This window comes from Phyllobacterium sp. K27 (assembly GCF_054796155.1).
The window spans coordinates 156,969-180,131 of record NZ_JBTWND010000002.1 but is presented as its reverse complement, the minus strand read 5'-3'; the positions used below and the strand labels follow the sequence as shown (position 1 = coordinate 180,131).

General features: G+C 54.3%; 21 protein-coding genes and 5 pseudogenes. 10 read left to right on the top strand and 16 right to left on the bottom strand.

What is annotated here, in order from left to right:
• The first annotated feature begins 118 nt into the window (after positions 1–118).
• Positions 119–886, top strand: coding sequence for a DUF899 family protein (locus ACYJL1_RS17710; protein ID WP_460898244.1), 768 nt, complete (start codon positions 119–121; stop codon positions 884–886).
• A gap of 260 nt (positions 887–1,146) precedes the next feature.
• Here ACYJL1_RS17710 and ACYJL1_RS17705 read toward each other — a convergent pair whose 3' ends face one another.
• The gene (locus ACYJL1_RS17705; RefSeq protein WP_460898243.1) at positions 1,147–1,269 is read right to left on the bottom strand and encodes a hypothetical protein; all 123 of its coding nucleotides are present in this window, start codon (positions 1,267–1,269) and stop codon (positions 1,147–1,149) included.
• 494 nt (positions 1,270–1,763) lie between these two features.
• Here ACYJL1_RS17705 and ACYJL1_RS17700 point away from each other — a divergent pair, with 494 nt between their 5' ends.
• Positions 1,764–2,627, top strand: coding sequence for an alpha/beta fold hydrolase (locus ACYJL1_RS17700; protein WP_460898242.1), 864 nt, complete (start codon positions 1,764–1,766; stop codon positions 2,625–2,627).
• Between the two features lie 447 nt (positions 2,628–3,074).
• On the opposite strand, the gene ACYJL1_RS17695 is transcribed toward ACYJL1_RS17700, so the two are convergent.
• The 6 genes and pseudogenes from ACYJL1_RS17695 to ACYJL1_RS17670 all read right to left on the bottom strand — a co-directional run.
• Positions 3,075–4,172 (bottom strand): sensor histidine kinase, encoded by a 1,098-nt coding sequence (locus ACYJL1_RS17695; protein ID WP_460898291.1) that lies wholly within the window; start codon positions 4,170–4,172, stop codon positions 3,075–3,077.
• 443 nt (positions 4,173–4,615) lie between these two features.
• Positions 4,616–4,825, bottom strand: coding sequence for a cold-shock protein (locus tag ACYJL1_RS17690; protein ID WP_460898241.1), 210 nt, complete (start codon positions 4,823–4,825; stop codon positions 4,616–4,618).
• 582 nt (positions 4,826–5,407) lie between these two features.
• Positions 5,408–5,539, bottom strand: coding sequence for a hypothetical protein (locus ACYJL1_RS17685; RefSeq protein ID WP_460898240.1), 132 nt, complete (start codon positions 5,537–5,539; stop codon positions 5,408–5,410).
• Positions 5,540–5,600: 61 nt separating this feature from the next.
• Positions 5,601–5,816, bottom strand: a complete 216-nt coding sequence (locus ACYJL1_RS17680; RefSeq protein ID WP_460898239.1) for a hypothetical protein — start codon at positions 5,814–5,816, stop codon at positions 5,601–5,603.
• Between the two features lie 16 nt (positions 5,817–5,832).
• Positions 5,833–6,858 carry a DUF2865 domain-containing protein gene (locus tag ACYJL1_RS17675; protein ID WP_460898238.1) on the bottom strand — a complete coding sequence of 342 codons (1,026 nt, stop codon included), beginning with the start codon at positions 6,856–6,858 and terminating at the stop codon, positions 5,833–5,835.
• 752 nt (positions 6,859–7,610) lie between these two features.
• Positions 7,611–7,721 (bottom strand): annotated as a pseudogene (locus ACYJL1_RS17670) (nuclear transport factor 2 family protein); the annotation flags it as partial.
• 551 nt (positions 7,722–8,272) lie between these two features.
• On the opposite strand from ACYJL1_RS17670, the gene ACYJL1_RS17665 reads away from it, so the two are divergent.
• Positions 8,273–8,854: an MBL fold metallo-hydrolase gene (locus ACYJL1_RS17665; RefSeq protein ID WP_460898237.1), complete on the top strand. Its 582-nt coding sequence runs from the start codon at positions 8,273–8,275 to the stop codon at positions 8,852–8,854.
• On the opposite strand, the gene ACYJL1_RS17660 is transcribed toward ACYJL1_RS17665, so the two are convergent.
• From ACYJL1_RS17660 to ACYJL1_RS17650, 3 genes and pseudogenes are all read right to left on the bottom strand, one after another.
• The gene (locus ACYJL1_RS17660) at positions 8,851–9,897 is read right to left on the bottom strand and encodes a glutathione synthetase (RefSeq protein WP_460898236.1); all 1,047 of its coding nucleotides are present in this window, start codon (positions 9,895–9,897) and stop codon (positions 8,851–8,853) included. The two genes, ACYJL1_RS17665 and ACYJL1_RS17660, sit on opposite strands and share 4 nt — an antisense overlap.
• A 22-nt stretch (positions 9,898–9,919) precedes the next feature.
• On the bottom strand, positions 9,920–11,788 hold the full coding sequence (locus ACYJL1_RS17655) for a flavohemoglobin expression-modulating QEGLA motif protein (protein WP_460898235.1): 1,869 nt from the start codon (positions 11,786–11,788) through the stop codon (positions 9,920–9,922).
• A pseudogene (locus tag ACYJL1_RS17650) lies at positions 11,785–11,985 on the bottom strand (N-formylglutamate amidohydrolase); the annotation flags it as partial. The pseudogene ACYJL1_RS17650 and the gene ACYJL1_RS17655, both read right to left, overlap by 4 nt.
• Before the next feature lie 718 nt (positions 11,986–12,703).
• Here ACYJL1_RS17650 and ACYJL1_RS17645 point away from each other — a divergent pair.
• The gene (locus ACYJL1_RS17645) at positions 12,704–13,549 is read left to right on the top strand and encodes a DMT family transporter (RefSeq protein WP_460898234.1); all 846 of its coding nucleotides are present in this window, start codon (positions 12,704–12,706) and stop codon (positions 13,547–13,549) included.
• Positions 13,550–14,221, top strand: a complete 672-nt coding sequence (locus tag ACYJL1_RS17640) for a dienelactone hydrolase family protein (protein ID WP_460898233.1) — start codon at positions 13,550–13,552, stop codon at positions 14,219–14,221. It abuts the gene before it with no gap.
• Positions 14,222–15,105: 884 nt separating this feature from the next.
• Here ACYJL1_RS17640 and ACYJL1_RS17635 read toward each other — a convergent pair.
• Positions 15,106–16,008 carry an AraC family transcriptional regulator gene (locus ACYJL1_RS17635; protein WP_460898232.1) on the bottom strand — a complete coding sequence of 301 codons (903 nt, stop codon included), beginning with the start codon at positions 16,006–16,008 and terminating at the stop codon, positions 15,106–15,108.
• A 108-nt stretch (positions 16,009–16,116) separates the two neighbouring features.
• On the opposite strand from ACYJL1_RS17635, the gene ACYJL1_RS17630 reads away from it, so the two are divergent.
• The 3 genes from ACYJL1_RS17630 to ACYJL1_RS17620 all read left to right on the top strand — a co-directional run bounded on the left by ACYJL1_RS17630 (position 16,117) and on the right by ACYJL1_RS17620 (position 18,316).
• Positions 16,117–16,869, top strand: a complete 753-nt coding sequence (locus ACYJL1_RS17630; protein WP_460898231.1) for an SDR family oxidoreductase — start codon at positions 16,117–16,119, stop codon at positions 16,867–16,869.
• Between the two features lie 18 nt (positions 16,870–16,887).
• Entirely contained in the window at positions 16,888–17,070 is a 183-nt protein-coding gene (locus ACYJL1_RS17625) for a hypothetical protein (RefSeq protein WP_460898230.1), read from the top strand.
• 304 nt (positions 17,071–17,374) lie between these two features.
• Positions 17,375–18,316, top strand: coding sequence for an alpha/beta hydrolase family protein (locus ACYJL1_RS17620; RefSeq protein WP_460898229.1), 942 nt, complete (start codon positions 17,375–17,377; stop codon positions 18,314–18,316).
• 622 nt (positions 18,317–18,938) lie between these two features.
• Here the strand turns inward: ACYJL1_RS17620 and ACYJL1_RS17615 are convergent.
• Positions 18,939–19,320: pseudogene (locus ACYJL1_RS17615) on the bottom strand (alpha/beta hydrolase); the annotation flags it as partial.
• A 501-nt stretch (positions 19,321–19,821) separates the two neighbouring features.
• Positions 19,822–19,980: a hypothetical protein gene (locus ACYJL1_RS17610; protein WP_460898228.1), complete on the bottom strand. Its 159-nt coding sequence runs from the start codon at positions 19,978–19,980 to the stop codon at positions 19,822–19,824.
• 30 nt (positions 19,981–20,010) lie between these two features.
• Between ACYJL1_RS17610 and ACYJL1_RS17605 the strand changes: the two genes are divergently transcribed.
• Positions 20,011–20,268 (top strand): hypothetical protein, encoded by a 258-nt coding sequence (locus tag ACYJL1_RS17605; RefSeq protein WP_460898227.1) that lies wholly within the window; start codon positions 20,011–20,013, stop codon positions 20,266–20,268.
• Positions 20,269–20,322: 54 nt separating this feature from the next.
• Here ACYJL1_RS17605 and ACYJL1_RS17600 read toward each other — a convergent pair whose 3' ends face one another.
• From ACYJL1_RS17600 to ACYJL1_RS17590, 3 genes and pseudogenes are all read right to left on the bottom strand, one after another.
• Positions 20,323–20,505, bottom strand: a complete 183-nt coding sequence (locus tag ACYJL1_RS17600) for a Stf0 family sulfotransferase (protein WP_460898290.1) — start codon at positions 20,503–20,505, stop codon at positions 20,323–20,325.
• A 31-nt stretch (positions 20,506–20,536) separates the two neighbouring features.
• Positions 20,537–20,845 carry a hypothetical protein gene (locus ACYJL1_RS17595; protein WP_460898226.1) on the bottom strand — a complete coding sequence of 103 codons (309 nt, stop codon included), beginning with the start codon at positions 20,843–20,845 and terminating at the stop codon, positions 20,537–20,539.
• A gap of 939 nt (positions 20,846–21,784) precedes the next feature.
• Positions 21,785–22,812: pseudogene (locus ACYJL1_RS17590) on the bottom strand (IS110 family RNA-guided transposase).
• Between the two features lie 103 nt (positions 22,813–22,915).
• Between ACYJL1_RS17590 and ACYJL1_RS17585 the strand changes: the two are divergent.
• Positions 22,916–23,081, top strand: a pseudogene (locus tag ACYJL1_RS17585) (IS6 family transposase); the annotation flags it as partial.
• Positions 23,082–23,163: the final 82 nt, after the last annotated feature.

Below are 23,163 nucleotides of genomic sequence, written 5' to 3'. Positions count from 1 at the left end.
AGCAGACAGTCGTGCTCAGGCAGTAGAAGGTTCAAACCGCAGACAAATTATTTCCTTGCAACCCTCGTGTTGCATAGCCGTTGCATGCAAACAGGCAACTCGTTCAGCGGAGGAAAATATGGCTCGACAAGAAGGTCCCGGAGTCCCTGCTCCATCCATGCGCGAACCCATTGGTGACTTCGATGTGGTTTCGGAAGAGGAATGGAACGCTGCCCGCGGGAAGCTGCTCGCGGAGGAAAAGGCCCTGATGAAAGCCAAGGATCGTTTGGCTGCCAAGCGCAAACTCCTGCCGGTGACCGAAGTTGATCGCAATTACAAATTCATAGGCACCGATGGTGATAGGGATCTGCTGGGGCTGTTTGAAGGACGGCGGCAGCTTGTCGTCTATCGTTTTTTCTATGGGCCCGATGTTGAGAATTGGCCGGATGGGGCGTGCAGCGGTTGCTCGCTGTTTGCTGACAGCGTCTCCCATCCTGCCCATCTTGCAGCACGCGACACGACCCTCGCCTTCGTCACTGCCGCTCCTGTCGACAAGATCGCGAGCTTGCGCGAACGCATGGGATGGAACCACATCCCTTTCTATTCGCTGCCCAATAAGCGGTTCTCTCGGGATTTCGGTGTTGAAGAATTATTCGGCATCAACGTGTTCATTCGGCGCGGTGAACGTATTTTCCGCACCTACTTTTTGAACGGACGCGGCATTGAGGAAATAGGTCCCGTCTGGTCATTTCTCGACATAACGCTGTTAGGTCGGCAGGAGACTTGGCAGGCGGTGCCACATGGGCGTCCTCAGGGCGATCCCTACACATGGTGGCGTCTTCACGACAACTACGGCTCAGTCGCTGCTCCCATCCCCCTGCAACCGGAGGGAAAACGCGTGAGTTGAGCGATCCTCTGACCGTACTGCAAAACGGCGTTCTCGGGGCCCATTTCGGCTTACAAACATAAAGCCAGAGCAGCTTTTGTATCGGCAGCAAAGGAAATCGGCATACATGTCGGAAGATCCAGAATCAGAAACGCGTTGGACACTGTCGCAGAGTTGATAACCAGCGCGAGCAGCCTCACCCGACGACACGATCTCTCGTCAAACAGACCCGTTGAAACAGTGAACTGAACCGTCTTGCGGCTCCAGAGTAGCGCATTGAACTATTTCAGTTGCTCCAACTGGGCTCCACCCTCTGGTCGCGGTGGCGCCAGTACCGGTTCATCGCCCAATGGCTGGGCCGCAACAGGCTGGCGCTCGATCGTGCCTTCTCGGGCGAGGAACATCAAACGGTCAGCACGATGGAGACATCAACGCTGAATTGCTGCTAGTTCGCGGCCGCGGGCACGGGTGTGGGTATAGTGGATCAGACCAGCCTTCGATCAGCCGGAGTCGATACGACGCGGCCGTACCCATCGAACCGAAGATCGAGGTCTCCTATTTCGCGATACGGCCCATCGGCGCACAACGGATCGCAGTTCTCGATGAACGGGTACAACGGGTCCAAAAACTTTTAAGAGGGCAGGACTTGGAATGATCCTTAGTTCACTTCGCATCCTTTGGACTGACGTATTCACCTTGTAGTGATTTGGTTTGAAGAACAGCGCATTAGTGCTCGCGCGGATAGTTCAAACGAGTTGGCAGCTGACGGCTTTCTACTGAATCCAGGCTTGCAGTGCTCAGAACTTTTTCACGGCCCATTCTGTCAGTAGTGCCCGGAACCCATCGCGAACCTTCCCCATTAAGCCTTTGATGTTCTCAATGAAGAAGGGAAGAAGCCATGGCAAACGGGCTTGTGAACCACAAAGAACTGAACCTGGACGGCATGAAGATTTTCTATCGTGAGGCTGGGCCAAAAGACGCGCCGGTCATCCTGCTACCCCATGGCTATCCATGTTCGTCTTATGAGTTTCGCAACTACATCCCGTCCCTGGCCGACAGTTGGCGACTGATTGCGCCGGATTTTCCAGGCTGCGGTTACAGTGATACGCCAGAGGAATTCGAGTACACGTTTGACGGCTACACTGATTTCTTGGAGCGCTTCTCGGCGCAAATGGGGCTTAGAAAATTCACGTTGTATCTCCATGACTTCGGATCGCAGATCGGTTTGCGGCTCGCCATACGACGTCCCGATTTAATCGCGTCGTTAATCATTCAAAATGGTGATATCTACGAAGATGTTCTAGGTCCTAAATATGCATCGTTGAAGGCAATCTGGGAAAAAACTCCTGAGAAAAGCTTTCTAACAATCAGGCAGGGGATTTCCAAGGAAGAATTCAAGCGCGAATTCCTCAACGATGTTCGCCCTGATCTGGCCGCCGCCATCCCTCCCGATCTTTGGGCGCTGCACTGGTCCCTCATGACCGATCGACGCAAAGAAATATCAGCCCGTATCATCGCTGGATTGAAGGACAATCTAGAGTGGTTTCCTCGATATCAAAGTTATCTTCGAGAATATCGGCCGCCAACGCTGATAATTTGGGGGCCACAAGATGGCTATATGCCTGAAGCCTCAGCAAGAGCATATCTGCGAGACTTGCCTGATGCGGAATTGAATTTGTTGGACGGGGGCCATTGGCTGCTGGAAACAAATCTCGATGAGGCTGTGAGCTTGACGCGAAGCTTTCTAATTCGCCATAGGTAGCCAGTTGAGTAGGCTGGTCGACCAAACGAAACTTTGCTGAGCTAGGAAGAACGGAAGTTGGGAAGGCACAATTAAGAACATCTTCATAGGTTGACGTACCCTACCCAAATTCGAAGTCATTCGGATGCAAAAGCAGAACCCTGAACGATTAATGATGCCGCTGACGATTTCTTAGACCGCAGCGACACTGAGCTCGTGCTACACCCAGATTTTTGCGTGCTGTTGTCGGATGGTCTCAAAAAGCAGATTGCATATTGAACAAATACAACCGTTTACAACTTCACTGTCATATGGTTGAGCTGGAATGATGTAATGCAGTGCCCGAAACCAAAGACTAAAATGCGTGCTGGCAACGCAACCGCCGTGGCCCTTTTCGGCTCAGAGTGAAGGGCTCCAATCCCAGGTTAGAGGAAGCAACATTGAAGCCTTCAATCAGTTGCGCGCAGATTACCCCGACGGGAATATCACAGTGAACGTTGCACCTACGCCGTTCAGGTTGTTTCTGAATGCAAGTTCGCCCTTAAGACTTGCTATTAATGATGCGATCACTTTCATCCCAAGCCCGGCATTTTTCGTTGTATCGAATTCTTCCGGTAGCCCGTCTCCGTTATCAGCGACATCCAAACGCCAGCTCGCGTTGTGTGGCCTCAGTGAGACCGTTATCGCGGAAGCACCATGCTTAGCAGCGTTGGTAACAAACTCAGTTGCAATCAATCCTACGGGCGCAATTTGCGGCAGAGGCAATAAGGCGACCTCACCTTCAACAAGAATTTGCCCATCGCTCAATATCTGCGAAAGATCGGCGCAAAGATTGCGTAGGTATTGCGTGCAATCGGTTCGGTCTGATAAACGATCGATGTATAGGTGCTGTTGATGTACCCGGCCAATGGCAGACAAGCGGTTAGCTGCCTTTTTGAATTCGTCTGCGACCTCATTTGGAACACTCCTTGCCTGCATTTTTAGCATTGAAGACACAAGCTGCAGACTGTTCATCACGCGATGCTCGACTTCTTTGGCCATTAGCTCCTTTTCCGTGATTGCCTGCTCAAGCGCGGCCACGGTTTGGCGGGCCGAAAGACGAAGTTCCATCTCGTCCATCACTACCGCCGCAAGGTCCTGCAAAAGTTCGATTTGCTGCTTGCTTACCTCGCGTGGTTCACGATCGATGACACAAAGCGTTCCGAGATTATAGCCGTCGTGGGTGCGTAGTGGCACTGCGGTATAGAAACGCAGCCCGAACTCTCCCGCTACAAGTGAATTGGAAAGCGATCGAGGATCCGTTGCGGCATCAGTCAGGATATAAGGACCTTCGTGAATAATTGCCGACGCACACAGACCAGGTTCCCTGTCGATCTGCTGCACATCCAAACCATGATGAGACTTGAACCAGATGCGATCGTGGTCGACAAGACTGATAATAGCGATTGGCACGGAAAATGCTCGCGCTGCGATCGCCGTTATCCTGTCAAAAGCCCCGTCCGGCGGTGTATCGAGAATGTGATATCGGCTGACAGCGGCAAGCCGAATGGATTCCTGGCCAACCATCTTGTCTGAAGGAAATATCAAAGACATCACTTTATCCTGTGGCGAACGGGAGGATCGACCACGGTTCAATGTATTCTGGGAACGCAATCATCCAGTGGCAACTTAAACGGAGATCAGTCAAAAAGATAGGAAGTTCTAGGAATTCAAACGAGCCGCGGCATTGCCTGCACGTATGAAAATTCTGGAGCAGAGTTTCAGCTTGCTTCACTGGAGCGCACGACTTCAACAACGCGGAGGCGCTATTACTGGCAACAGAGGGGCAGCCGCAGGGCGGTTCATCCGCGTATTCGGCTGAGCTAATAGTGTTAGTGGATCAGCGGCCGCCTGATAGATATTCAGGCGCTTCCTGAGCTCTTTTCTTGCTGAGAAAAAGCGGGGTATCAACTCCCGCCCTCTTCCTCTTCGAGGACTCTCACCGTCGGCCATGCGAACGAAAATAATCGTTAGCCGGCACTCAATTGATCGGCCGACATTTTGCCCGATTTCTTGTCCCGGACCATTTCATAGTTGATTTTCTGACCGTCATCGAGGCCGCGCAATCCTGCCCGCTCGACGGCCGAGATATGAACGAAAACGTCTGCCCCGCCATCATCGGGCTGAATGAAGCCGAAACCTTTGGTTGAGTTGAACCATTTAACAGTGCCAGTAGCCAATTTATACCTTTTTAGTGCGTATGGGCGCGCGCGAGATCAGCGGCAACCCGGTTGTGGTGCGGCACCGGCTGCAGGTGTTATTTTATGCTGATCGGGGGGCCATCAGCACGGGCCCGACGTTGTTCTTGCAACAGAATTGTGTCGGGTCCACCTCACGAATCGAAAGTACGAACGTCCGCAACACCCCTGTAGGATCAGGCTCAGTTTCCCACCACTCCCTGTAATTTGGTTAATTGTAATCCTTTCGAGCTGACAGCTTGGTGCCTAGTTGGGCTAATTCTTAGAGATTTGCTCATCCTGTAAATTACGCATCTTGCTGAGTCGAAAGTTGTAATGCAGATTGCTTGCGCTGATGAGATTATTGTCGGCACGGATCCGAAGCTCGTCCCTACAACCCAGCAAAAGCGCGTCGGATACGGTGGCGAAGAAACTGCAGTTAGATATTCTGGATATTGCGTAGACAATGGACGCTTTAGTATGCAGGCTTGCGCTGCGCCGCATTCGTAAGCTTGAGATGAGCAATCGCGGACGGAACGGGGCAATCGGCTTCAATCTAGGCAATTTCTACATCGCTAATTAGTTTTAGCGGGCTGTTGTGAGGTAGTTCCCAACGATGGACGCAAGGGACAGAGGGGTGTTTTCGCCGTGGACGGCGGCAATCGACAGATCATCAAAAGCAATATCGGCCTGCGCGTGAAGTGGTACCAAAGCCATGTCAAGCCATGCGCTCAGACACATGGTTATGACCTGTCAACGAGGATCGACTTTCGTTTGTTTACCCGCGAGTTCCGAAAACGAGCTCCGGATCAATATCTGTGACAAGAGCCGCCAGTGCAAGTCGAAGATAGGCTGGCGGATTGGGTCGATCCAAATACTTCAAGGTCGCTGTACATAGACCTAGTCGCTGCGCGAGTTGTTGCTGGTTCAAGCCCAGCTCGCCGCAAGCTTCGGCAAGGGACAGTGTACGGGTGAGGCCATCTTCTGGTCGCACGAGCATTTCCGTCCTTTCATTGCAACCGCTTCCGTATGTCCGTGACGATCACATTAACAAAGTTTTCGGGTGTGATGATACCAGAATGGGGCGGCGGCTCCAGATTGGAACGCGGCTTCTCAAAATCAATCACGTCACCCTCGGGCAGAAACGCCGGTCCAACCATTCGGACTGCCCGGAAATCTTTGGTGATGACCAGTGACGGTGCGGCGGAACCCATAGCAACCTGATCCGACAAAGCCGTCTCTTCAACTGTATCACCCTCTTCTTTTGCATCAATCCACTGGTCAATAGCATTGGGCCGGTAGGTCAAGGCCTGATCGCAGCTGCATCCCGGAACGGCATTCGCCCCCAGGTTGCGATAATTGAAGGCGTGGGAGAGTTCCGCATAGGGCTTATTGTCTGCCACGGAGATCATTGCATCCGATTCTTCATCCGGCACTTTGTGAAAATAAAGCTTGGCTTCCGCTCCCGGACACATGGCGCTGCAGACCTTCTGGTCCCTGCCGAACTGGCTCGATTTGCTCGAAAATGAGATAGGGAAGTAATACCCATCACACATGCGCACGCACACGGTTCGATAGCCTTTTTTTACGAGAGCATTTAAGGAAGGGTCCGTTCCTTCGTTGGTCGTATTGATTCTTTCCGGGCCTGCATTAGCCGTATTGTGTACAGCGCGAACTGGCGCTTTCCTTGTTGCGACCGGTGGAGCTTCATGCTTGCCAAACAGAACATCCAGAAGCGACCGCGGTCGCTCTGCTTGACGCTCTCCACCCGACCGTCCGTTGCAGCCCTTTGCCTCCAGGGCAGCGAGTACCGGGCGGCGTAAACTTGTCGATGAGACGCCCTCACCGCGCCGAAGAACCGATAGTTTGTCGGTCGCAATGCCGATATCGCGTTTGATGCGATTGCACTGGCTGATGTCGCCCTTGGGAAACAGGCCGCCGCAGCCTTGACTTTTTGCCTTGTTCCGGAGGAGCGTCAATTGTTGTGTTTGCTGTTGAATTTCCCTTGTATTGGAACCGCCTGTTTTTCCAGACACTTGCGCTCTCAGTTGCCTGCACTCCAGTGGCTCTGAATGGGCCGCCATGGGCAACGTGACCGAAACAATCGCGGCGAGAAGTAGTACAGTACTCAACCTACGCATAAGCAACGGGCCCCGCCAGTTGTATATCGCTAAAGAAGCTCTAGTCATTAATACTAGCGCAATAACATCAGGTAATCCGAATTATTTAGATTCTAAGTTAAACAGAACCTCAATACCTACTAAATGGACCTGGGGAGGCGACTTGGTACGGTTATCCCGCTACCGGTTCGACATTCGAAGATCCCGAACGGGGCACCGACTGTAAAGACGTCGTTCAGCCCGGCAGTCGTTGCGCTGCTTATGGAGGCTAGCATTGCCGGATGGAACTAGGGAGACGTTCTCGCTGCTATCGTGAGTGTAGCGGGCTTGCGCGACGACGCTGATGTATGGGAAGTAAAAAACTGTCACGCGAGATTTATTGATGCATCTATCAATATTATTATCGGTTCTTACTTCTTCCCGATTTATTCGATTTAAATTTCCATAACTTTCTCTTGACCCGTACTTCTTGCAATATTTGCGAACAACTAACCGCAAGAAAGTTGCTTATGGTAGTGAATGTTTTACCTCGGTACTCCTACCGATGCTTATCAAATAAACCAACTTGAGCGGCGATATCCGCTGCGATACGAAATAGCTGGTACAGGTCCCGAACTGCATGAGATGTGGCGCTGTCGGTCAATGTCAATTATCGAACTATTGAAGAAGCTGACCACAGTCCACTGGCCATCGACCTTCGGCAGATGGAAGAAGTTGGTGAACGAGATGCCCGACAAGTCGTTGGCGTCGATGGGGACGGTAGCCGCGGTACCGACGATCACTTGCAGGTTATCGCGGACGTCGCGAGTGGCATGTCGACAAAGCTCATAACAGCCTAAAACCTCTTCCACCCGCGATGCCGTTCATAAAATCCCTCGCTTTATCCTTAATCTGCGTGGAGAATTCTAAACTGGTAGGGGTTTGATGGATCTCTATCAGCTATCTGCACGGGTGCCCAGCACCACTGCCAAACGCTGATACGTTGGGCTCGAGAAAACTGAATCCTGCTGCGGGTACCTTCAACTGAAACTTGCTGCCAGAATTCGGACACGTCAGCCTGTTTCGGAGTCGAGACTGTAGCCCCTCGGCGAGGGCAAAAATCGAGTCATAGCCTTCGAAGGCAACAAATGAAGGTGGTTCACCTAGTTGCTCACGCAGGGTCGTCTCAACTCGTAAGCCAAGTGGACTTAGGCGCTCAGGCATGTAACGCAAAAATGGACTCAAGGCTGCATCATCACCCAATTTATCCAACCACTCCCCAAACAGGATAATATGAAGAGATTAGCTTCCCGGTACCGATTATGCCCGATTCACCCCCGGCAAGATCGACGTGATCGCGCTGCGGGACGGCTACATCGACATGCCCAAAAGCCGCTTGCGACAGGAAGACAATCGACCGTGCGAGAAACTCCCGGATCAGGTGGAAGTGGTCGACGGACAGCTGCGCCTTTCTGTCAATGCATTTCTGATCATCGACGGCGAAGATCTCACCCTAATCGACACAGGAGCGGGAAACTCCTTGGGCGCAACAATGGGAGAGCTGTTATCCGCGCTCGAAGAAGCTGGTATTGCACGCGATAAGATCAGTACCGTCGCTCTGACGCATACGCACGGAGATCATGCTCCTGGATTAGTGAGTGCCGAAGGTTTGGCGGCGTTTCCGAACCTTGTAAGGCTGTTCGTCCCGAGAGCTGAACTTCCATTATTTGATGGGATCGCCCGCGTCGCACACGCTTTATGCGTTTTCCGTTTAATTGCAGGCGATGCTACCATGTCAACCAGATGTAACGGCAGAGCGGACAAAGGAGTTTTTCTGGTTTCCGACTTTGGCCAACGAAATGGCGGGCGGGCGCTTATCCCGTTGGTCAGCATTGTCGCTTTTCACCTACACGGTCTGCTAACTTGGCGCTAAAGAGTCGCCAACCGAATATTTGACAGCGTGGTTGGATAGGCCGCACGTATCGAAATCTTACTTTCAAGTGCAGTGATTACGCTTTCTGCAAAATTGGTTTGGTACATCTGCGAAATGCTCCACAGCCCGCCGGGTGTAAAAACGTTGATCTCAAGTATCTTGTCTCCGACTATGTCCAGCCCCACGAGAAACATTCCGTCGTCTACTAGTTTGGGTCGGACCACTTCGGCGACAGCCAGCATCTTGTCGGTGATTTCTACTTTTTCCGGAGTGCCTGCCACATGAATGTTGGAGCGCACCTCTCCCTTGGCAGGTACACGGCGCAGGGCCGCATATTTGCCCGCGCGTTCAAGCGGCTTCCCATTCATAAGAAACAGTCTAACATCTCCACTTTTGGCTTCGGGTAGATAGCCTTGGGCAATCAGATATCCCTCGCCGCTGACCGCCTCGAATATCTGGTTAAGGTTGGCATCTTTTGGCGATTCTATCTTGAATACGTTTTTGCCTCCTGAACCTTGCAGTGGCTTTACAATCGCACCCTTGGGATGTTGTTCAATAAAAGCCCGAATTTCCTCAATGCTTTTGGAGATAAGTGTCACCGGACGCACCTTTTCGGGGAAATCCTGAAAATAGAGCTTATTTTGCGCGAGACTGAGCCTTGCGGGATCGTTGACGACCAGCACACCCCGTTCAGACGCAAGTCGGCCAAACATTGATCCAACATGTGCAGCCCAAGGGCGATCCAGTGCATCTTGTGAAGGATCATTGCGCAAAATAATTACGTCAATTTCCTGAACGTCGATGGTTTGGTTAGCAAGTTTATCGCTGTGTAAATCCTTGTGGAACGTCTCCACCTTTTTATACTTCGCAACAGGCAGAAGTTTAGCGCGAACCATCAGCGTATCGTCAGAGCGAAGCACGAAATCCCCAGGTGTCAAGTAAAGTATCTCATGCCCGCGCGTGAGTGCAGCCAGCGCGAGCAGTGTTGTTGTATAATGGGGTGTTTCAGCTTTGATAGAATTGACGAAAAATGCTATGCGCATAAAATCTCCTTTTAGGATCGGCTCAGATTGCGACCAATTCGATTGGCGACAGACCGGATCGTGCTTTGTCTAACCGTTTCTGTGCATCCGGATGCAAAAGGAAAGCCGGTTTTACAGCAGCGGCCCTCAAAAGCCCGCGAGTATTCAATTCCTGCATCACACCGAAATGTACGGCGGCGATTTTTCCCATCCAGAACGGTTCCAGACTTCCTCCTCTTTTCAAATGGCTTAGTACTTCCAGTAGCCCTCGGAGGTAAATTGCATCCTTTGCGAGTCCGCCTCCCCGGTACAGTCTAAGCGTCAAATTAAAAGGGACTGTTTCTCTGAAACCGTATTCCTGTACAAGAATGTTGAACGTCTCGACAAATGATGCGCCATCCAACATGGCTGCGCAAGCAACAACGCGAGCACCGATTAAGCGCATCCGTTCGGGAGTCATGCCACCCACCAGATATTCTGCGAATACGGCTATACCCTCCTGCAACCCTTCATATCCGGCAAGTCCTGAGCGGAACAATTTCAGCCCTTGAGCCGAGCCATTAAAATAGGTCAGCAAGTGCACACCGATCTCGTGGCTGAGCAATGCATACAGCCTAGAACGGGTCATTTTAGTGCTGCGGGAGACAAGGAGCCGCGCACCCGATACCATCAATCCAGCGGGCACATCGTCACGAAGTTCAATTGTTGCTTCAAATCCTGGAAACTCTGCTTGGTAGACTTTAATCATCGCTTGGGCAGCGCGTTCAACTTCATGACAATCTATCTCATCGACCTCGTGCCCGAGCTCCGAACGTGTAGTATGCGCCAATATCTCTTTTGCAGCGCCCATCAGCTCAGGCTCGACCGGGCCATAAAGAGCCCGGCCAAGTTCAACAAAGCGTCGTGTTTCCCGGGCGGACAGCACCGACAATTGCAGATCAAGTTCCTGCTGTTTTTCACGATAAAGTGCTGAAAGCACGGGATCTTCGAAGCGATCGAAGGGAATCGAAAAAAGCTTCTTTTTTTCCGCATCGACTTGAACTGTCAAAGGGCGATAAAGCCACCTTGGAACGCGTTGAAATTTGCTTTCCTTGAAATCAAACCAAGCAGCTTTGGCATTTATAGGCGTGACGGCCAGCAGAAAGTCGAATGATGCCGCTATTTCGTCAACCGACCGATCGGCACGCTCTACTGCCTCTACGAAGACACGCCGCCCGAGTGCACGATGTGTTGGATAATCAAACGCGTTCCGAAATTTGAGAAACCCAGAAATTGCCTGCAATCCCGCATCGAAAATATTTGCGACGACCCTTTCGCGCAAATCAGGATAAATATCGTCTGATTCAGGGACACGATAGATAGGCGCGAAGCGAACTGTTAGACAGGAATACGCACTGGCGGAATTTGCAAGGTGCGCGAGTTCATCATCCACGTATGAATACTTACTGACGCGCGGAGAACGGAACTTAGCGACAACACCATTAACCGCTTCCTCAAAACTGTCTCGGGCGGCATCTGTTTCGGGTTCTGACGTGGCAGAAAGCGTGATTTCAAATGGCGGAAGATAAGGAGCATCTTCGCTTAAGAGCTTATCCCGCTCAAGTTCACCGACATCAATCACTAGGAAAGTGCCAAACTGTTCAATCATCTCCGCGCCAATGGCGTCGATCACAGCCATAGCATCATGAATGTCAGGCGCGATGAGATATGAGGCATTGGCAGAGGCAACGTCCAGGGCCGCAGAATTTTTTCGCTCATTCCTCACATACACGCAAAGAAACGGTAAAGGGCGGTCAATATGTAAACGGCCATCATTTTCGAATTCCAGGCGCACTGGCTTGCCGGATTTGATCAAGCCGAGTGCCTCGATAATTACAGCCTCCGTTACCGATTTTCCCCTCGGTCTACTCATCGCACTGCTTGCAAGTTTTGCTCCAGCATTGGAAGCGTGGATGCTATCAGAGCCCGTAGTGCAACCAAAGCGGGTCCATCAGGAACGCCAGTCCACTCATCCATAAAAAACTTTTTGAATTCTATAGCAATGGCGCAGCCATTCTGAGGAAAGGCTTTATGAATGAAACGGGTTTGCTCGCCTTTGCCTTGAAAGCTGCTCATCCACAGCGTCAATATGAATCCCATTCGTCGCCACAATCGCTATCGGCATGCTTTCCCTCATTTTGCAAACCAGTCTAATTGTCTCACGACACTAGTTCGAAGAGATGAAGCTAAACAGGGACAATGCTGTCCTTGTTTAGCTTCCGATCACTCAATGAGGATCAGCATTTGATGAGAACCTTTCTTGTCGGCCGCCATGGTCGGGAATACGGACAGTCCGATAGCTTTCAGCGCTGAATCCAACAATGCCCTCACCCGTATTTTGATCTGCTGCCAAGCCTCAACAGCATCACCATCAGGACGACAAAAGGTGATCTGTCCGTGAGCCGGGATTTCTCAAGTGACTACACAGCTCAGATAGATGGTGGCCGTTAATGCTTGCTACGAACGCTCAACCTCGACTGTCGTGGCAGTTGCTGGATTAGTTCAAAGTCGGCGAGTGTTCGATGCCGGGAATACCAAGCACTATCCTGGCCAGAAACTCGACCAGCAGCCTAACGCGCGCGAGGCGCGAGCCCAGCCAATCGACCCAAAACAAATTGACCAGTACAATCATGTGTTAGCACTATAATGCGAACAATAGCGCCGCATTATGCATATTAAGAAACACCCGACCAAATAGATCCGGTTCGGAGGGCTTCCTGTCATGCATTCGACATGTGACGCCTGCTAATCGAAATGCGGGCACTCGGGCACGGAGGCGGGGATCGATATGACAGCTGGTGTGTTTGCGATGGTGTTTGGCGCGGCTGTCTTGCATGCTGCATGGAACGCCCTGGTCAAGGTCAATGCTGACAGGCTGGTCATGATAGCAATCATGATGATGAGCCAGGTTGCCGTTGGTATCTTGGTCGTTCCATTTGTGGCGTTCCCAACGCCAGAAAGCTGGCCGTATATTTGGGCTTCATGCGCGCTGAATACTGGCTACTGCGTGTTTCTGATCAACGCATATCGTTATGGTGATCTGAGCCACGTCTATCCCATTTCCCGGGGCTGCTCGCCCCTGATCGTAGCGTTCATATCCATTGCGATTGTGGGGGAAACATTGACCCCGCAGGCTGGGTTTTCGGTTGTTGTTATCGCTCTGGGTATCATGAGCTTGACCCTGACGCGTGGAGCGGGAGGCTTTCGGGAGCCAAAGGCCGTGCTGTATGCAGTGGGCACGGGGATATTCATCGCCGGATATACGGTCGTGGATGGTTTGGGCGCTCGTCTTGCCGAAACCGCAGAGAGCTACACTTTCTGGTCTCATCTCTTGAACGGTATTCCGATAACTTTGGTGGCACTGTATCTGCGTAGGGGACAGGTTGGGGTCTCGCTGCGGAAAAGTTGGAAGGTCGGAGTGCTCGGGGGCCTGATTTCTCTCTTGGCGTATTGGATTGTTACATGGGCAATGACGCAAGCGCCTTTGGCCCTGGTGTCGGCAGTCCGGGAATCCAGCATGGTGTTCGCTGTGCTGTTTGGTGTCTTCTTCCTCAAAGAGCGCCTTGACCTCGCAAAGCTGGCCGCCATCGGCGTTACATTGATCGGAACCGCAATGCTTAAAATATCCAGGTAAATGCGCTCGTTTGCATATGCTCTCGTTTTTCTGGCATGTATGCTCGGCAGTGGTCATGCAGCATCCCGGCAGCAATTTACCGTGCAGACAGACAGCGGTGGGGTTCTGGTCGAGAGCTTCGGGGATTGCGCGAACGCAACTTGCCCTGCTGTGGTGATCTTGAGCGGCAGCAAGGGCTTTGGAGCGGCCGTCTATGACGAGATTGGCCAGACGTTCCGGGCGGCGGATTTGAATGCCTATCTCGTTCATGTCCTGTCGGCGGACGACCTCGACGCTATAGCCACGGCAGGCAGCGCGCGGTCGCGCATCGCTTATTATGCCCAGCGGCTGCCGGACTGGATTTCTGCTGTTGGAGGCGTGGCCGCCCATTTTGAACGCCAACCGCGCCACGGCGGTAAGATCGGCATTCTTGGAATCTCTCTTGGAGCGCAAATCGCTTCGGCCGCTTCGGTCGGGCGTGCCGATGTGGACGCCCTGGTGCTGGTCGATGGTGGTCTTCCCAACGGCTATTCGAAGCCGATCAGCTCATTACCGCCCTTGCATTTGATTTGGGGTAGTTCCGATCAGAGTTTTTCCATGTCGATCGGCCGGGAACTGCCAGGGACAGCGCAGCAGCTTGGAGTGTCGGTCGCCCTTGATGTTTACGAGGCGGCGCGCACGACTTTTTCTTGAGATCGAGAACCCGGAACGCGGTGGCAGCTCACCAGAGCGCAGCCGATTTCTGGCATCGCATCTGTCGCGATAGGTGCCGCCGGTGTCGGGATTTCGCCAATGCTCCGACCACAGGCCCTTGTGGTGCTGCCACAATTACGCTTCCGCGCCGACCGCGCGTGCTTGCAGCGTGTAACTGCTCGATGTGTCGCAGGACACAGCCGTTGTTTGCTTACTATGTCGCTCGGACACTGACGATAGACGCACCCGAGATGCATTTGGCAGCTATGTGTGGGGAAAGGGTGTTCTTCTCTGGTATCGCTGCCAAACCTGCGGGTGCTTTACGTGTCATCATCCGGCTGGTGGCGAAGATGACCAAAGTCTGCGATCGGGTGTGAATCTGCGGCTGGCCGATCCTGTGGAAATACGCGGCGTGGCAGTCAAGAACCGATACAAAACGCAAGCGGCGCGATAAGAAGGAAGCATGAATACAGGTTCGTCAAGAGTATTAGAATTATAACCTCGTTAGTTGAACAATATCACCAAAGATGTCTTGCGGTGCGATGGATTGGTATTAATCTTCCTCCAAGGGATTAGATTAGGCATGAGGTGGTATTTTGAAATGCAGGAAATATACATCGGACGATGCTGGCTGCGTGTTACTAGTTGATCAGGATAGGCTGGTTGGTCAGCCACAGTGCACACAGGTGATGCTAGCAGCAATCGGCCCAAGGTTGATCGTTTCGATCGTCAGCCGGGTTCCGTAGACGACTGCCGGTGCGACTTTTCCGTTGGCCACTTTATGCATAATCCGCGGTAAGCCGAAGAGGGTGTCGCTCTCACTGGAGCTTCCCCAAGGCTTTCACCTATGCGTTCCCCGTGTAGATCGATTACTTGGTTGTGGTTTAACGGAACTTTCGGGCAAACTGCCCAGGCGAAGTGCCGAACTGTCGCTTGAACGCGTTGCCAAACGCGCTCTCGGATCGATACCCGAGGTCATTGGCTAATGTCGCCAGAGGCTGCGCGCGCGATGTTAGCGCACCGCGCGCAAGCTGCATACGCCACCAGGTGAGGTAGGTAAGGGGTGGCAGCCCAACCTTCTCGCGGAAGCGCGTCGCCAGACGTGATCGGGACATGCCGATTTCACGCGCGAGTCCGTCGAGCGAGAACGAGTCGCCAGGTCGCTCGTGCATCAGCGCGAGCGCGCGACTCACCTGCGGGTCTGTCAGGCCGAGCAGCCAGCCCGGCAGAGATGCATCGGGACCTTGCACGATCGCACGCACCGTTTGCATGAGCAGCGTCTTGCAGAGCTGTTCGACCATCATCGCCTTGCCGAGCCGCGCGTGCCGCAGCTCCTCAAGAAGCAACTCCGTCGAACGCTGTAGGGCCGCTGCGTCACTCCTCGGGACGACAAAGACGCGCGGCAATACCCGGAGCAGCAGGTCCAGGTTCTCGTTGTCAAGCTCGTAATGGACGCCGCACAGGACGGTGTCGGTGCTGCCCAGCCTTACGATCGGTTGATCGGGATCGGCAAACAGCGGCATGCCCTCTGCCGCCGCAACGCCGTCGTAGCTCGCTACGACGTAGCTCTTTGCATGCAGCAGCATGAGCATGTCGCCTTCCGAGAGGCTGAGCAGGGGCCCGTTGTCAGGCCGGATACAGCATTGCCCTTGCTTGATGCTGATGAACTTCAAAAGGGCCGTCGCCGGGAAGCAGAGCGCCCACTCACCGCCAGCTTCGAGCTGCGACCATGCTGCCTTCTGCACAGAGAGCAGCGAGATGATCTGCGACAAAGGATCCAGGATCACTGACACACGCCTCCACCGGCTTTATTGATGAGTCATTTGGGACGGACGCGACGAAATCCGGAACGCGCGCGAATTGATTTGGCTTACCGTTATATCTAGCTTCTCGGCATGGACAATATCGGAAACGTCAATATCGGAAACAAGGTCGTCGCCGTCACCGGCGCCGGCAGCGGGATAGGTCGCGCCATCGCGCTCGAACTTGCCACCCACGGCGCTAGGCTAGTGCTGAGCGGGCGCACCGCAGCACCGCTTGAAGAACTGGCTGCGGAGATCACAACTTTGGGCGGCGACGCGATCGTCGCTATCGCGGATGTAGGCAGCCGCGACGATGTCCTCGCGCTCGTGCAGGCAGCGCTCGACCGCCATGGCCGGCTCGATACGATCGTCAGCAACGCTGGGGTGGCCCCCATTTCGCCGCTTGCCGACCTGAGGGTCGACGACTGGGACGCGATGGTGGATGTTAACGTCAAAGGTGCGCTGAATGTTATCGCGGCCGCGCTGCCGGTGTTTCTGCGCCAGCAGCGCGGGCATTTTGTCTTCACCGTATCGACCGCCGGCCTCGTCGTGAGCCCGACCATGGCGATCTACGCCGCAACGAAAAACTTCGTCCGCACGCTCGCCGAGGGACTGCGCGTCGAATCCGAAGGTCGATATCGGGTGACCAGTATTTCCCCGGGCTTCGTGGCGACTAACCTGGTCCAGTCGATGACTGATCCGAAGGTACGCGACGCCATCAAGGCGCAGATGGACGAGATCGCGCTCGACCCCGCCGACGTTGCCCGCGCGGTCGGCTTTGCGATCGCTCAACCCGATCATGTCGACATTGGCGACGTCGTGATCCGGCCATCGGTGCAGACCTAGCGTCGGGGAGGATCGCCCATGGCGGATGAGGAGCAGATATCGCTGCCGAACGCTCCCGAACAGGCGCAGACGGCGCATGATCATGGCATGATCCGGCAGCTGATGCGGCGCTTGCATCTCGCGCCTGCCAGGATCGATCCGGTCTATCATGGACTGGAGCCGCTGGATTTGCTGCGCGGCTGGGATGGCGGCAAGCAGTAGCGCTATCCGAGTGTACCCTTTTGGTGACCGGCCTGTCGTAGATGCACGCGGTCCCGCCTACCTGTGGCAACGCCATCTGGTCATCGTTCCGGTGATCGTGACCGCGATGGTGTTCGCAATCATTATTGCACTCAAGCGGCTGAGTAGAACGCGCCGGAACTGCAAGGCATCCGCGGGTATGGACTTCCTGATGCGGTGTTGCTGAATTTGCGCCCCTAAGGCGCGGTTCGACTGACTAGTGGCGACACAGTTCGCGGTCCATATTTCATTCATTAACCGAACGAAGCTCTGAAAGGACAATGACATGACCCAGGTAACGCAAGCTGCAGCAACACAACCGACCCGCGCCGAATTCGTCGCCGGTCTGGTCTCCGCCATGGTCAACCCGGCGCGCTCGCCGATCATCCGCTCGCCAGCGGATGATGGCATCGCCTTCGAGGATGTCTTCTTTCCTGCGATGGACGGCGTGACGATCGAGGGCTGGTTCATCCCCGGCGACAGTGATCGCCTGATTATCGCCAACCACCCGATATGGGCCAACCGCTACGGCTTCCCCGGCCATCTCAAGCCCTATGGCGACGCCTGGGAAGCGAGCGGGAACAACATCGAAATCAACTTCATGCCTGACTACAAGCACCTGCATGAGGCCGGCTACAGCATTCTCGCCTACGACCTGCGCAACTTCGGCCAGAGTGCTGCCGGCAGCGGCGGCGTAATCGGCAACGGCATCCGCGAGTATCGCGACGTGATCGGCTCGCTGCGCTATGTCCGCTCGCGGCCCGATCTCCGGAACATGAAGATTGGCCTGCTCAGCCGCTGCTGCGGCATGAACGCGACGATGGTTGCCCTATCCAAGCACCGCGAGGAGTTCGACGACGTCCGCGCGATCGTCGCACCGCAGCCGATCTCGCTCAGCGCCTTTTACCGCACGATCCTCGGTCACATGGGCATGCCGGACGCGCTGCCCGAGGTGGCCGAGGCGCTGCGCCGCGCGACCAGCATGGAGCTGAAGGACATGGACATGCCGCCCTATGCGACGGCGGTGGATATTCCGACGCTGCTCCTGCAGGTCCGCGACGACACGCTGACCACGCCCGCTGACGTGCAGGCGATCTTCGACGCGATGCCGACCGAACAGAAGAACCTCATCTGGGTCGAGGGCACCAACCGACGCTTCGACGGGTACAATTATCTGCCTGAGAACCCGAGCCCCATGCTCGACTGGTTCGACCGGTTCGTCGGCTGACGCATCGGACAGGGCACATCCAGGCGAGGAGTCCGCGGCGCGGAGCCGAATAGTTGCCAGGGATATCATCCATGTGTTGGTGTTGGTATCGGCTCTGACCGCGCCTGTTGGCGTTCACTTCATGTAGCCGCTGTGGGGACGACAGTTGCCTTCCAGAGATGATTGCAAGGACCAGAAACTATGTCTAACGCACGCGCATCTTGTGCTTCTGGCCTCTCCCGAAGTGCCGGAATGCAATGATCAGCCGGGGTCGCTTGATCGTGCGTTGGCCACCTCAAAACACTATAAATGGATGCGTCGAACAAGGGCGTTTAATGACTGGTGCGAGACTGGCAAGGCAACAGAATAAGCTAATGGAGCGAGGAGATCGTGCCCGTTGTTACGGTTAAGTCCCACATCTCTGTGGTCCCGTCCGTTGAGTTTCAAATTATCATAGGACCATCACGACGATCGGCAGTTATGCTCGCCGCGGTCAATATGGGAGCCGATGGGGCGAGATGACTTTGGTGCTCGTGTGACGTATTCACCCGTCAGACCGAGCCGTCGTCTTCCAGTTCGGATGATCGTACGGCGTGACCTGCGGATCAGGCGCGCGGTGAGCAGCGCTCCGATCCTTGAGTGATCAGACCCGTCTGGCCGCCTCGAAGATCAGGTCCGCCACCTCGCGCGGACGAGATAACAACGAAACGTGGCTGGCGGCGAGCTCGATGGTCTTCGCGCTCATCCGTTTCGCCATGAACCGCTGGAGATCGGGATCGATAGCGCGTTGCTGCATGGACACCGCCTGGAAGTTCGGCTTCGATCGCCAGGCCGCGTGCGTGGTCCTGGCAGTGGTCAGCGTCTTCCTGAATGGCCACTGGACTGCATAAAGGGCCTTTGCCTTCGCTTGTGGCAGGTCGGGGGCGAGTTCCCGGAGAAAGTCTCCTCGCCGAAGCCGACGGCTTCCGATATTTCGCGGCGAGCGCCATACAGTCATCGTTGGCATCAGGTGCGCACGCTGCTACCTGCCGCGTGACACGGATCTCCTGTCACTGCCGCAGCAATCAGTGCGACCAATCTGCGAGTGTCTCGACACGACCCCGCGAAAGTGTCTCGATTACAGGACCCGACCGAAGTGTTCTGGGAGCAACTTGTTGAAATGGTATCGCTGCCGGACTAGCGTACCCCATTCCTCCGTTGCATTTGAATGAGAACCCACAGACGAGGACTACCTTGCCCGCGTGCGGCACTGCCGGGGCGGTTGCAACCGCCATCGGCGCCCTCAGCGTTCCGGCTGCGACCAGGAAGGAGGAGGTGAAAGTTCGACGATTGAGGTTGATGATTATATCTCCATCGGCCGCTTCGCGGCTTGACAGCCGGCACGCCGTACAACGCGGACGGAGCGATCAGGTTGCGACAAGACAATCCGCTCAATTCGATCGCGATATTTTTTGGTGCGCGCGCGACAGAGCACGTTCCGACCGCGAGCGGGTCGGAGCGCCTCTGTCACCATGCCACCTCCCCAGTCAGCCGCGATAGATCGGCGTCGCGCCGGACGCGCGCTGGCGATTGCCGAGCCCCTCGAGCTTCATGCGGAGCAATTCTATGTTACGTTCACCCGTGACCAGACCCTCAGACCGGGCGGTTGAGGCATTCGAACTGGCGTCTGACCGCTCACGCTCCATGAAAACACAACTTTCATTATAAGGTTCACGATGCGCGCTCTACCTGTCGACCGTCGCGCCTTCACGCGTAAAAGCCTGTGCCGTTGCCAGGCCACTGCCGGTGCTTCCGCCGGTCACGAGCTCAATCTTCCCGACCATTTCGGGGAGCGTTTCGGTCGCTCTTCTATAGCCATAGCTGTTCTCCCCCGCGCTGATCAACGGAACCATTCTGTTGATGCCATTGACGAAAAATATGATCCATCGTTGCACGAGAGCAATGTCGGTTTTCAGGGTCTGCGGACTTTATGATGCAGGACCGAAATGGGGTCGATTTCAGACCGGTAGTATCGGGGTGGGCAGCCATTATTTACTATCCTCACGGTATCGCTCTATCCAATCCCTGGTTGTGTTATCGCCCATCTTCGCAATTACTTCAGGGGTGTTGCGGGCACTCTCAGGGTTTACTTGAAGCGACAGGAGCACTTTATCTAACGATGCTTGGGTGTCGCTTGTGGTAGTTTCATAAGTCAACCGGAGGGGTTCAATCCCACGCTTCCCGGCTAGGTCTGTGGGAGGTTCAAGGTGATTTCGCCAAGGTTTGGTAGGCGCGGAGAACGGCCCAAGCTTGGCTCATGAAGCCAAAAAACGACACAATGGCCATCGCTAGGAGCGTGACGACCTGAAGGCCTACGCCCTCCAGGCCGACCTCGCCTGAGCTGCCTGTCAGCGCCATCAGCCCACCGAGACCGTTCAATAGACCGAGAGTAAAGTAAAGGCTGCCGCCGGACCAACCATTATCGTCGCGAGAAGCGCCAAAACGACAGCTGTTCTGGCACTCAGCCGACTGGTCGTCCGGAGGGCTAGCAAGACGGCGGCTAGCCCACATATCGATCCCGATATGATGACATATTCGTCAGGGGTGGAGAATGGCAGGACCCGTGGCGCAAGCGCAGCGATTATGACAGCCGCAAGACAAAGCAGAAATGTTGTCGAGAGAAGCGCGGCCCTTTTCACTATCATTTTGTTGCTTTTCCATCTCATTCACTGGATCCAATACTGATGAGGGCTGAAAATCCTACCTGAACAAAGAAGAACACGATCTCATCTCGCGGCCACGAGGCCGATATACTCTCTATGGCGTTATTCTTGTCGAGATTGTCCGGAGTACCAAGCCGCTCCGCCAAGGCATCCAGAAATCGGGTAGGTTTCGAGGTCGAATATGCACATGCTTTGTGCCCGTATGGGCCGACAGCAATCCAAAACGACAGTGACTCGGCTGCACCAGGCTGCTCCCGCCGCCAGCCAATAAGTTCCACCGAACCGCCATTGTAGCCGACAAAGCTAACACGCCATTCCTCTTTCTCGGCAGGTCGAATCCTGCACAGTGGGTGCTTCACAAATATTGAGAAGCCGGTCGACGGTCATGTCCAATGGCATCGCTGTGGCTGCTCCAACATTTAAGGATGCAGCACAAAAACGGCTCTTTTGCAAAGTTTTTGTAAATGAAGTCCGGTTGCATCGTTCTGGTTTTGAGTACACCAGGGGATTGGATGTTCAAAGGCGGCGCCATGTCGACTAGTCAGTGATCCTTCTGTGGTTGCCGCCCGTTGCGCAAGAAGTTTCTAACTTTGTGAATGTGATCGAATGCGGTCTTCTCAAAAGCCGCTGGCCGGTATGGTGATCTGCGGATCTGGTCCAAATCTTTTATTCGAGCTATTTATGCTCAAAGGATCACACTGGTTTTCCCTATCCGGATCGTTTCGATCATTTGCCCATTCAGGTCGACGACTTCTCACATCTCCTTGTCGGCTTTTTGGTAGACAGCTTACACCGCTACACCAGCTGACAAATCTCGATAATCTTCCTGCTTCGTCAACATAGCCCATATTTTTCGAGCCATCTTGTTCGCCGGCGCAATCGCAACCAGAATTTTTGACTTTTTTGCCAGCATCCGTGCCAGCCAGCTTCCTTGAACAGGCGGCTTTCGGCTGGCCCAGCTCACCCGTGCCATTGCACCGATGATAAGCAGCCGCCGGATATCGGCCTGCCCGGCCTTTGACATTCGACCGAGCCTTTCTTTGCCACCGACGAGAACTGTCGAGGTACCAGTCCGAGCCACGCCGCAAAATCCCGTCCGCAGCGGAAACTTTTCATCGCCGGGGCAAATGCTTCGACGGCAAGTGCGATCATTGGGCCGACACCCGGCATTGTCTGAAGCCGACGGGCCGCATCACTGTGTTTTGACAGAGCCGTGAGCTTCTTCGTCTTCTGTTCGATTCGCACCGTATGCTCGTCAATCTGCGCCAGCAGATCACGGCATTCTTCGCGCACGACGTCTGGTAAATCGATGCCATTGTCTTCTATTATTATCTCGATGCGTTTGACATGACCAATGCCAAGCGGGATGACCTGTCCATATTCGTAGAGCACAGCGCGCAGCGCATTCACCAACTCAGTGCGCTGATGGACAAGGCGTTCGCGCGCACGAAAGAGAACCGCTCGCGCCTGCTGTTCCTGTGTCTTCGGTTCAACGAAGCGCATATCAGGCTGGCGAGTAGCTGTGACGATGGCTTCTGCATCAGTCGCATCGTTTTTCTGGCGCTTCACGAACGGGCGAACATATTGCGGAGCGATCAGTTTGACTTCATGGCCGAGCGCAGCCAGTTCACGTGCCCAATGATGGGCGCTGCCACAAGCTTCCATCGTCACGAGCGCAGGAGCTTGAGCGGCCATGAAGCGAAGAAACTGACCACGAACCAGCTTCTTGCGGAATTTTACCTCACCCGTCATCGCTGCGCCGTGAAGCTGGAAAACGTTCTTTGCCAGATCAATTCCAATTACTGTATCCTTCATATCCGTCCTCTCCGCGTTGTAGCCTGTTCAACCCATCTTGGCACATTGCGATGCCGTCTGGGGAGGGCGGCAACCACTCCATCTTTTGTGCGTACGATGGTAGTTGGCTTACAATCTCAGCCTTCGCACTCTGAAGGAAATGATGGCAGAGCGCGGCATTGATGTGGAGCATTCGACGGTGCATCGCTGGATCATATATTTTAGTCCCAGATTGCTCGAGCGCTTCAATAGAAAGAAGCGTCGCACGCAACTGGAATTTGGATGAGACCTAGGTCCGGGTAAAGGGCAAATGGATGTACCTGTACCGTGCTATTGATGAAGGTATTCGCTGCCGAATTCACCAGAGGCGCT

Excerpts from the sequence above, each read along its gene's own strand:
- ACYJL1_RS17610 (WP_460898228.1), bottom strand. The coding sequence starts at position 19,980 with ATGGAGCGTGAGCGGTCAGACGCCAGTTCGAATGCCTCAACCGCCCGG.
- ACYJL1_RS17620 (WP_460898229.1), top strand. The coding sequence starts at position 17,375 with ATGACCCAGGTAACGCAAGCTGCAGCAACACAACCGACCCGCGCCGAA.
- ACYJL1_RS17605 (WP_460898227.1), top strand. The coding sequence starts at position 20,011 with ATGCGCGCTCTACCTGTCGACCGTCGCGCCTTCACGCGTAAAAGCCTG.
- ACYJL1_RS17695 (WP_460898291.1), bottom strand. The coding sequence starts at position 4,172 with ATGGTTGGCCAGGAATCCATTCGGCTTGCCGCTGTCAGCCGATATCAC.
- ACYJL1_RS17645 (WP_460898234.1), top strand. The coding sequence starts at position 12,704 with ATGACAGCTGGTGTGTTTGCGATGGTGTTTGGCGCGGCTGTCTTGCAT.
- ACYJL1_RS17705 (WP_460898243.1), bottom strand. The coding sequence starts at position 1,269 with ATGTTCCTCGCCCGAGAAGGCACGATCGAGCGCCAGCCTGTTGCGGCC.
- ACYJL1_RS17710 (WP_460898244.1), top strand. The coding sequence starts at position 119 with ATGGCTCGACAAGAAGGTCCCGGAGTCCCTGCTCCATCCATGCGCGAA.
- ACYJL1_RS17630 (WP_460898231.1), top strand. The coding sequence starts at position 16,117 with ATGGACAATATCGGAAACGTCAATATCGGAAACAAGGTCGTCGCCGTC.
- ACYJL1_RS17660 (WP_460898236.1), bottom strand. The coding sequence starts at position 9,897 with ATGCGCATAGCATTTTTCGTCAATTCTATCAAAGCTGAAACACCCCAT.
- ACYJL1_RS17595 (WP_460898226.1), bottom strand. The coding sequence starts at position 20,845 with ATGTGGGCTAGCCGCCGTCTTGCTAGCCCTCCGGACGACCAGTCGGCT.
- ACYJL1_RS17685 (WP_460898240.1), bottom strand. The coding sequence starts at position 5,539 with ATGGCTTTGGTACCACTTCACGCGCAGGCCGATATTGCTTTTGATGAT.
- ACYJL1_RS17625 (WP_460898230.1), top strand. The coding sequence starts at position 16,888 with ATGGCGGATGAGGAGCAGATATCGCTGCCGAACGCTCCCGAACAGGCG.
- ACYJL1_RS17700 (WP_460898242.1), top strand. The coding sequence starts at position 1,764 with ATGGCAAACGGGCTTGTGAACCACAAAGAACTGAACCTGGACGGCATG.
- ACYJL1_RS17640 (WP_460898233.1), top strand. The coding sequence starts at position 13,550 with ATGCGCTCGTTTGCATATGCTCTCGTTTTTCTGGCATGTATGCTCGGC.
- ACYJL1_RS17655 (WP_460898235.1), bottom strand. The coding sequence starts at position 11,788 with ATGAGTAGACCGAGGGGAAAATCGGTAACGGAGGCTGTAATTATCGAG.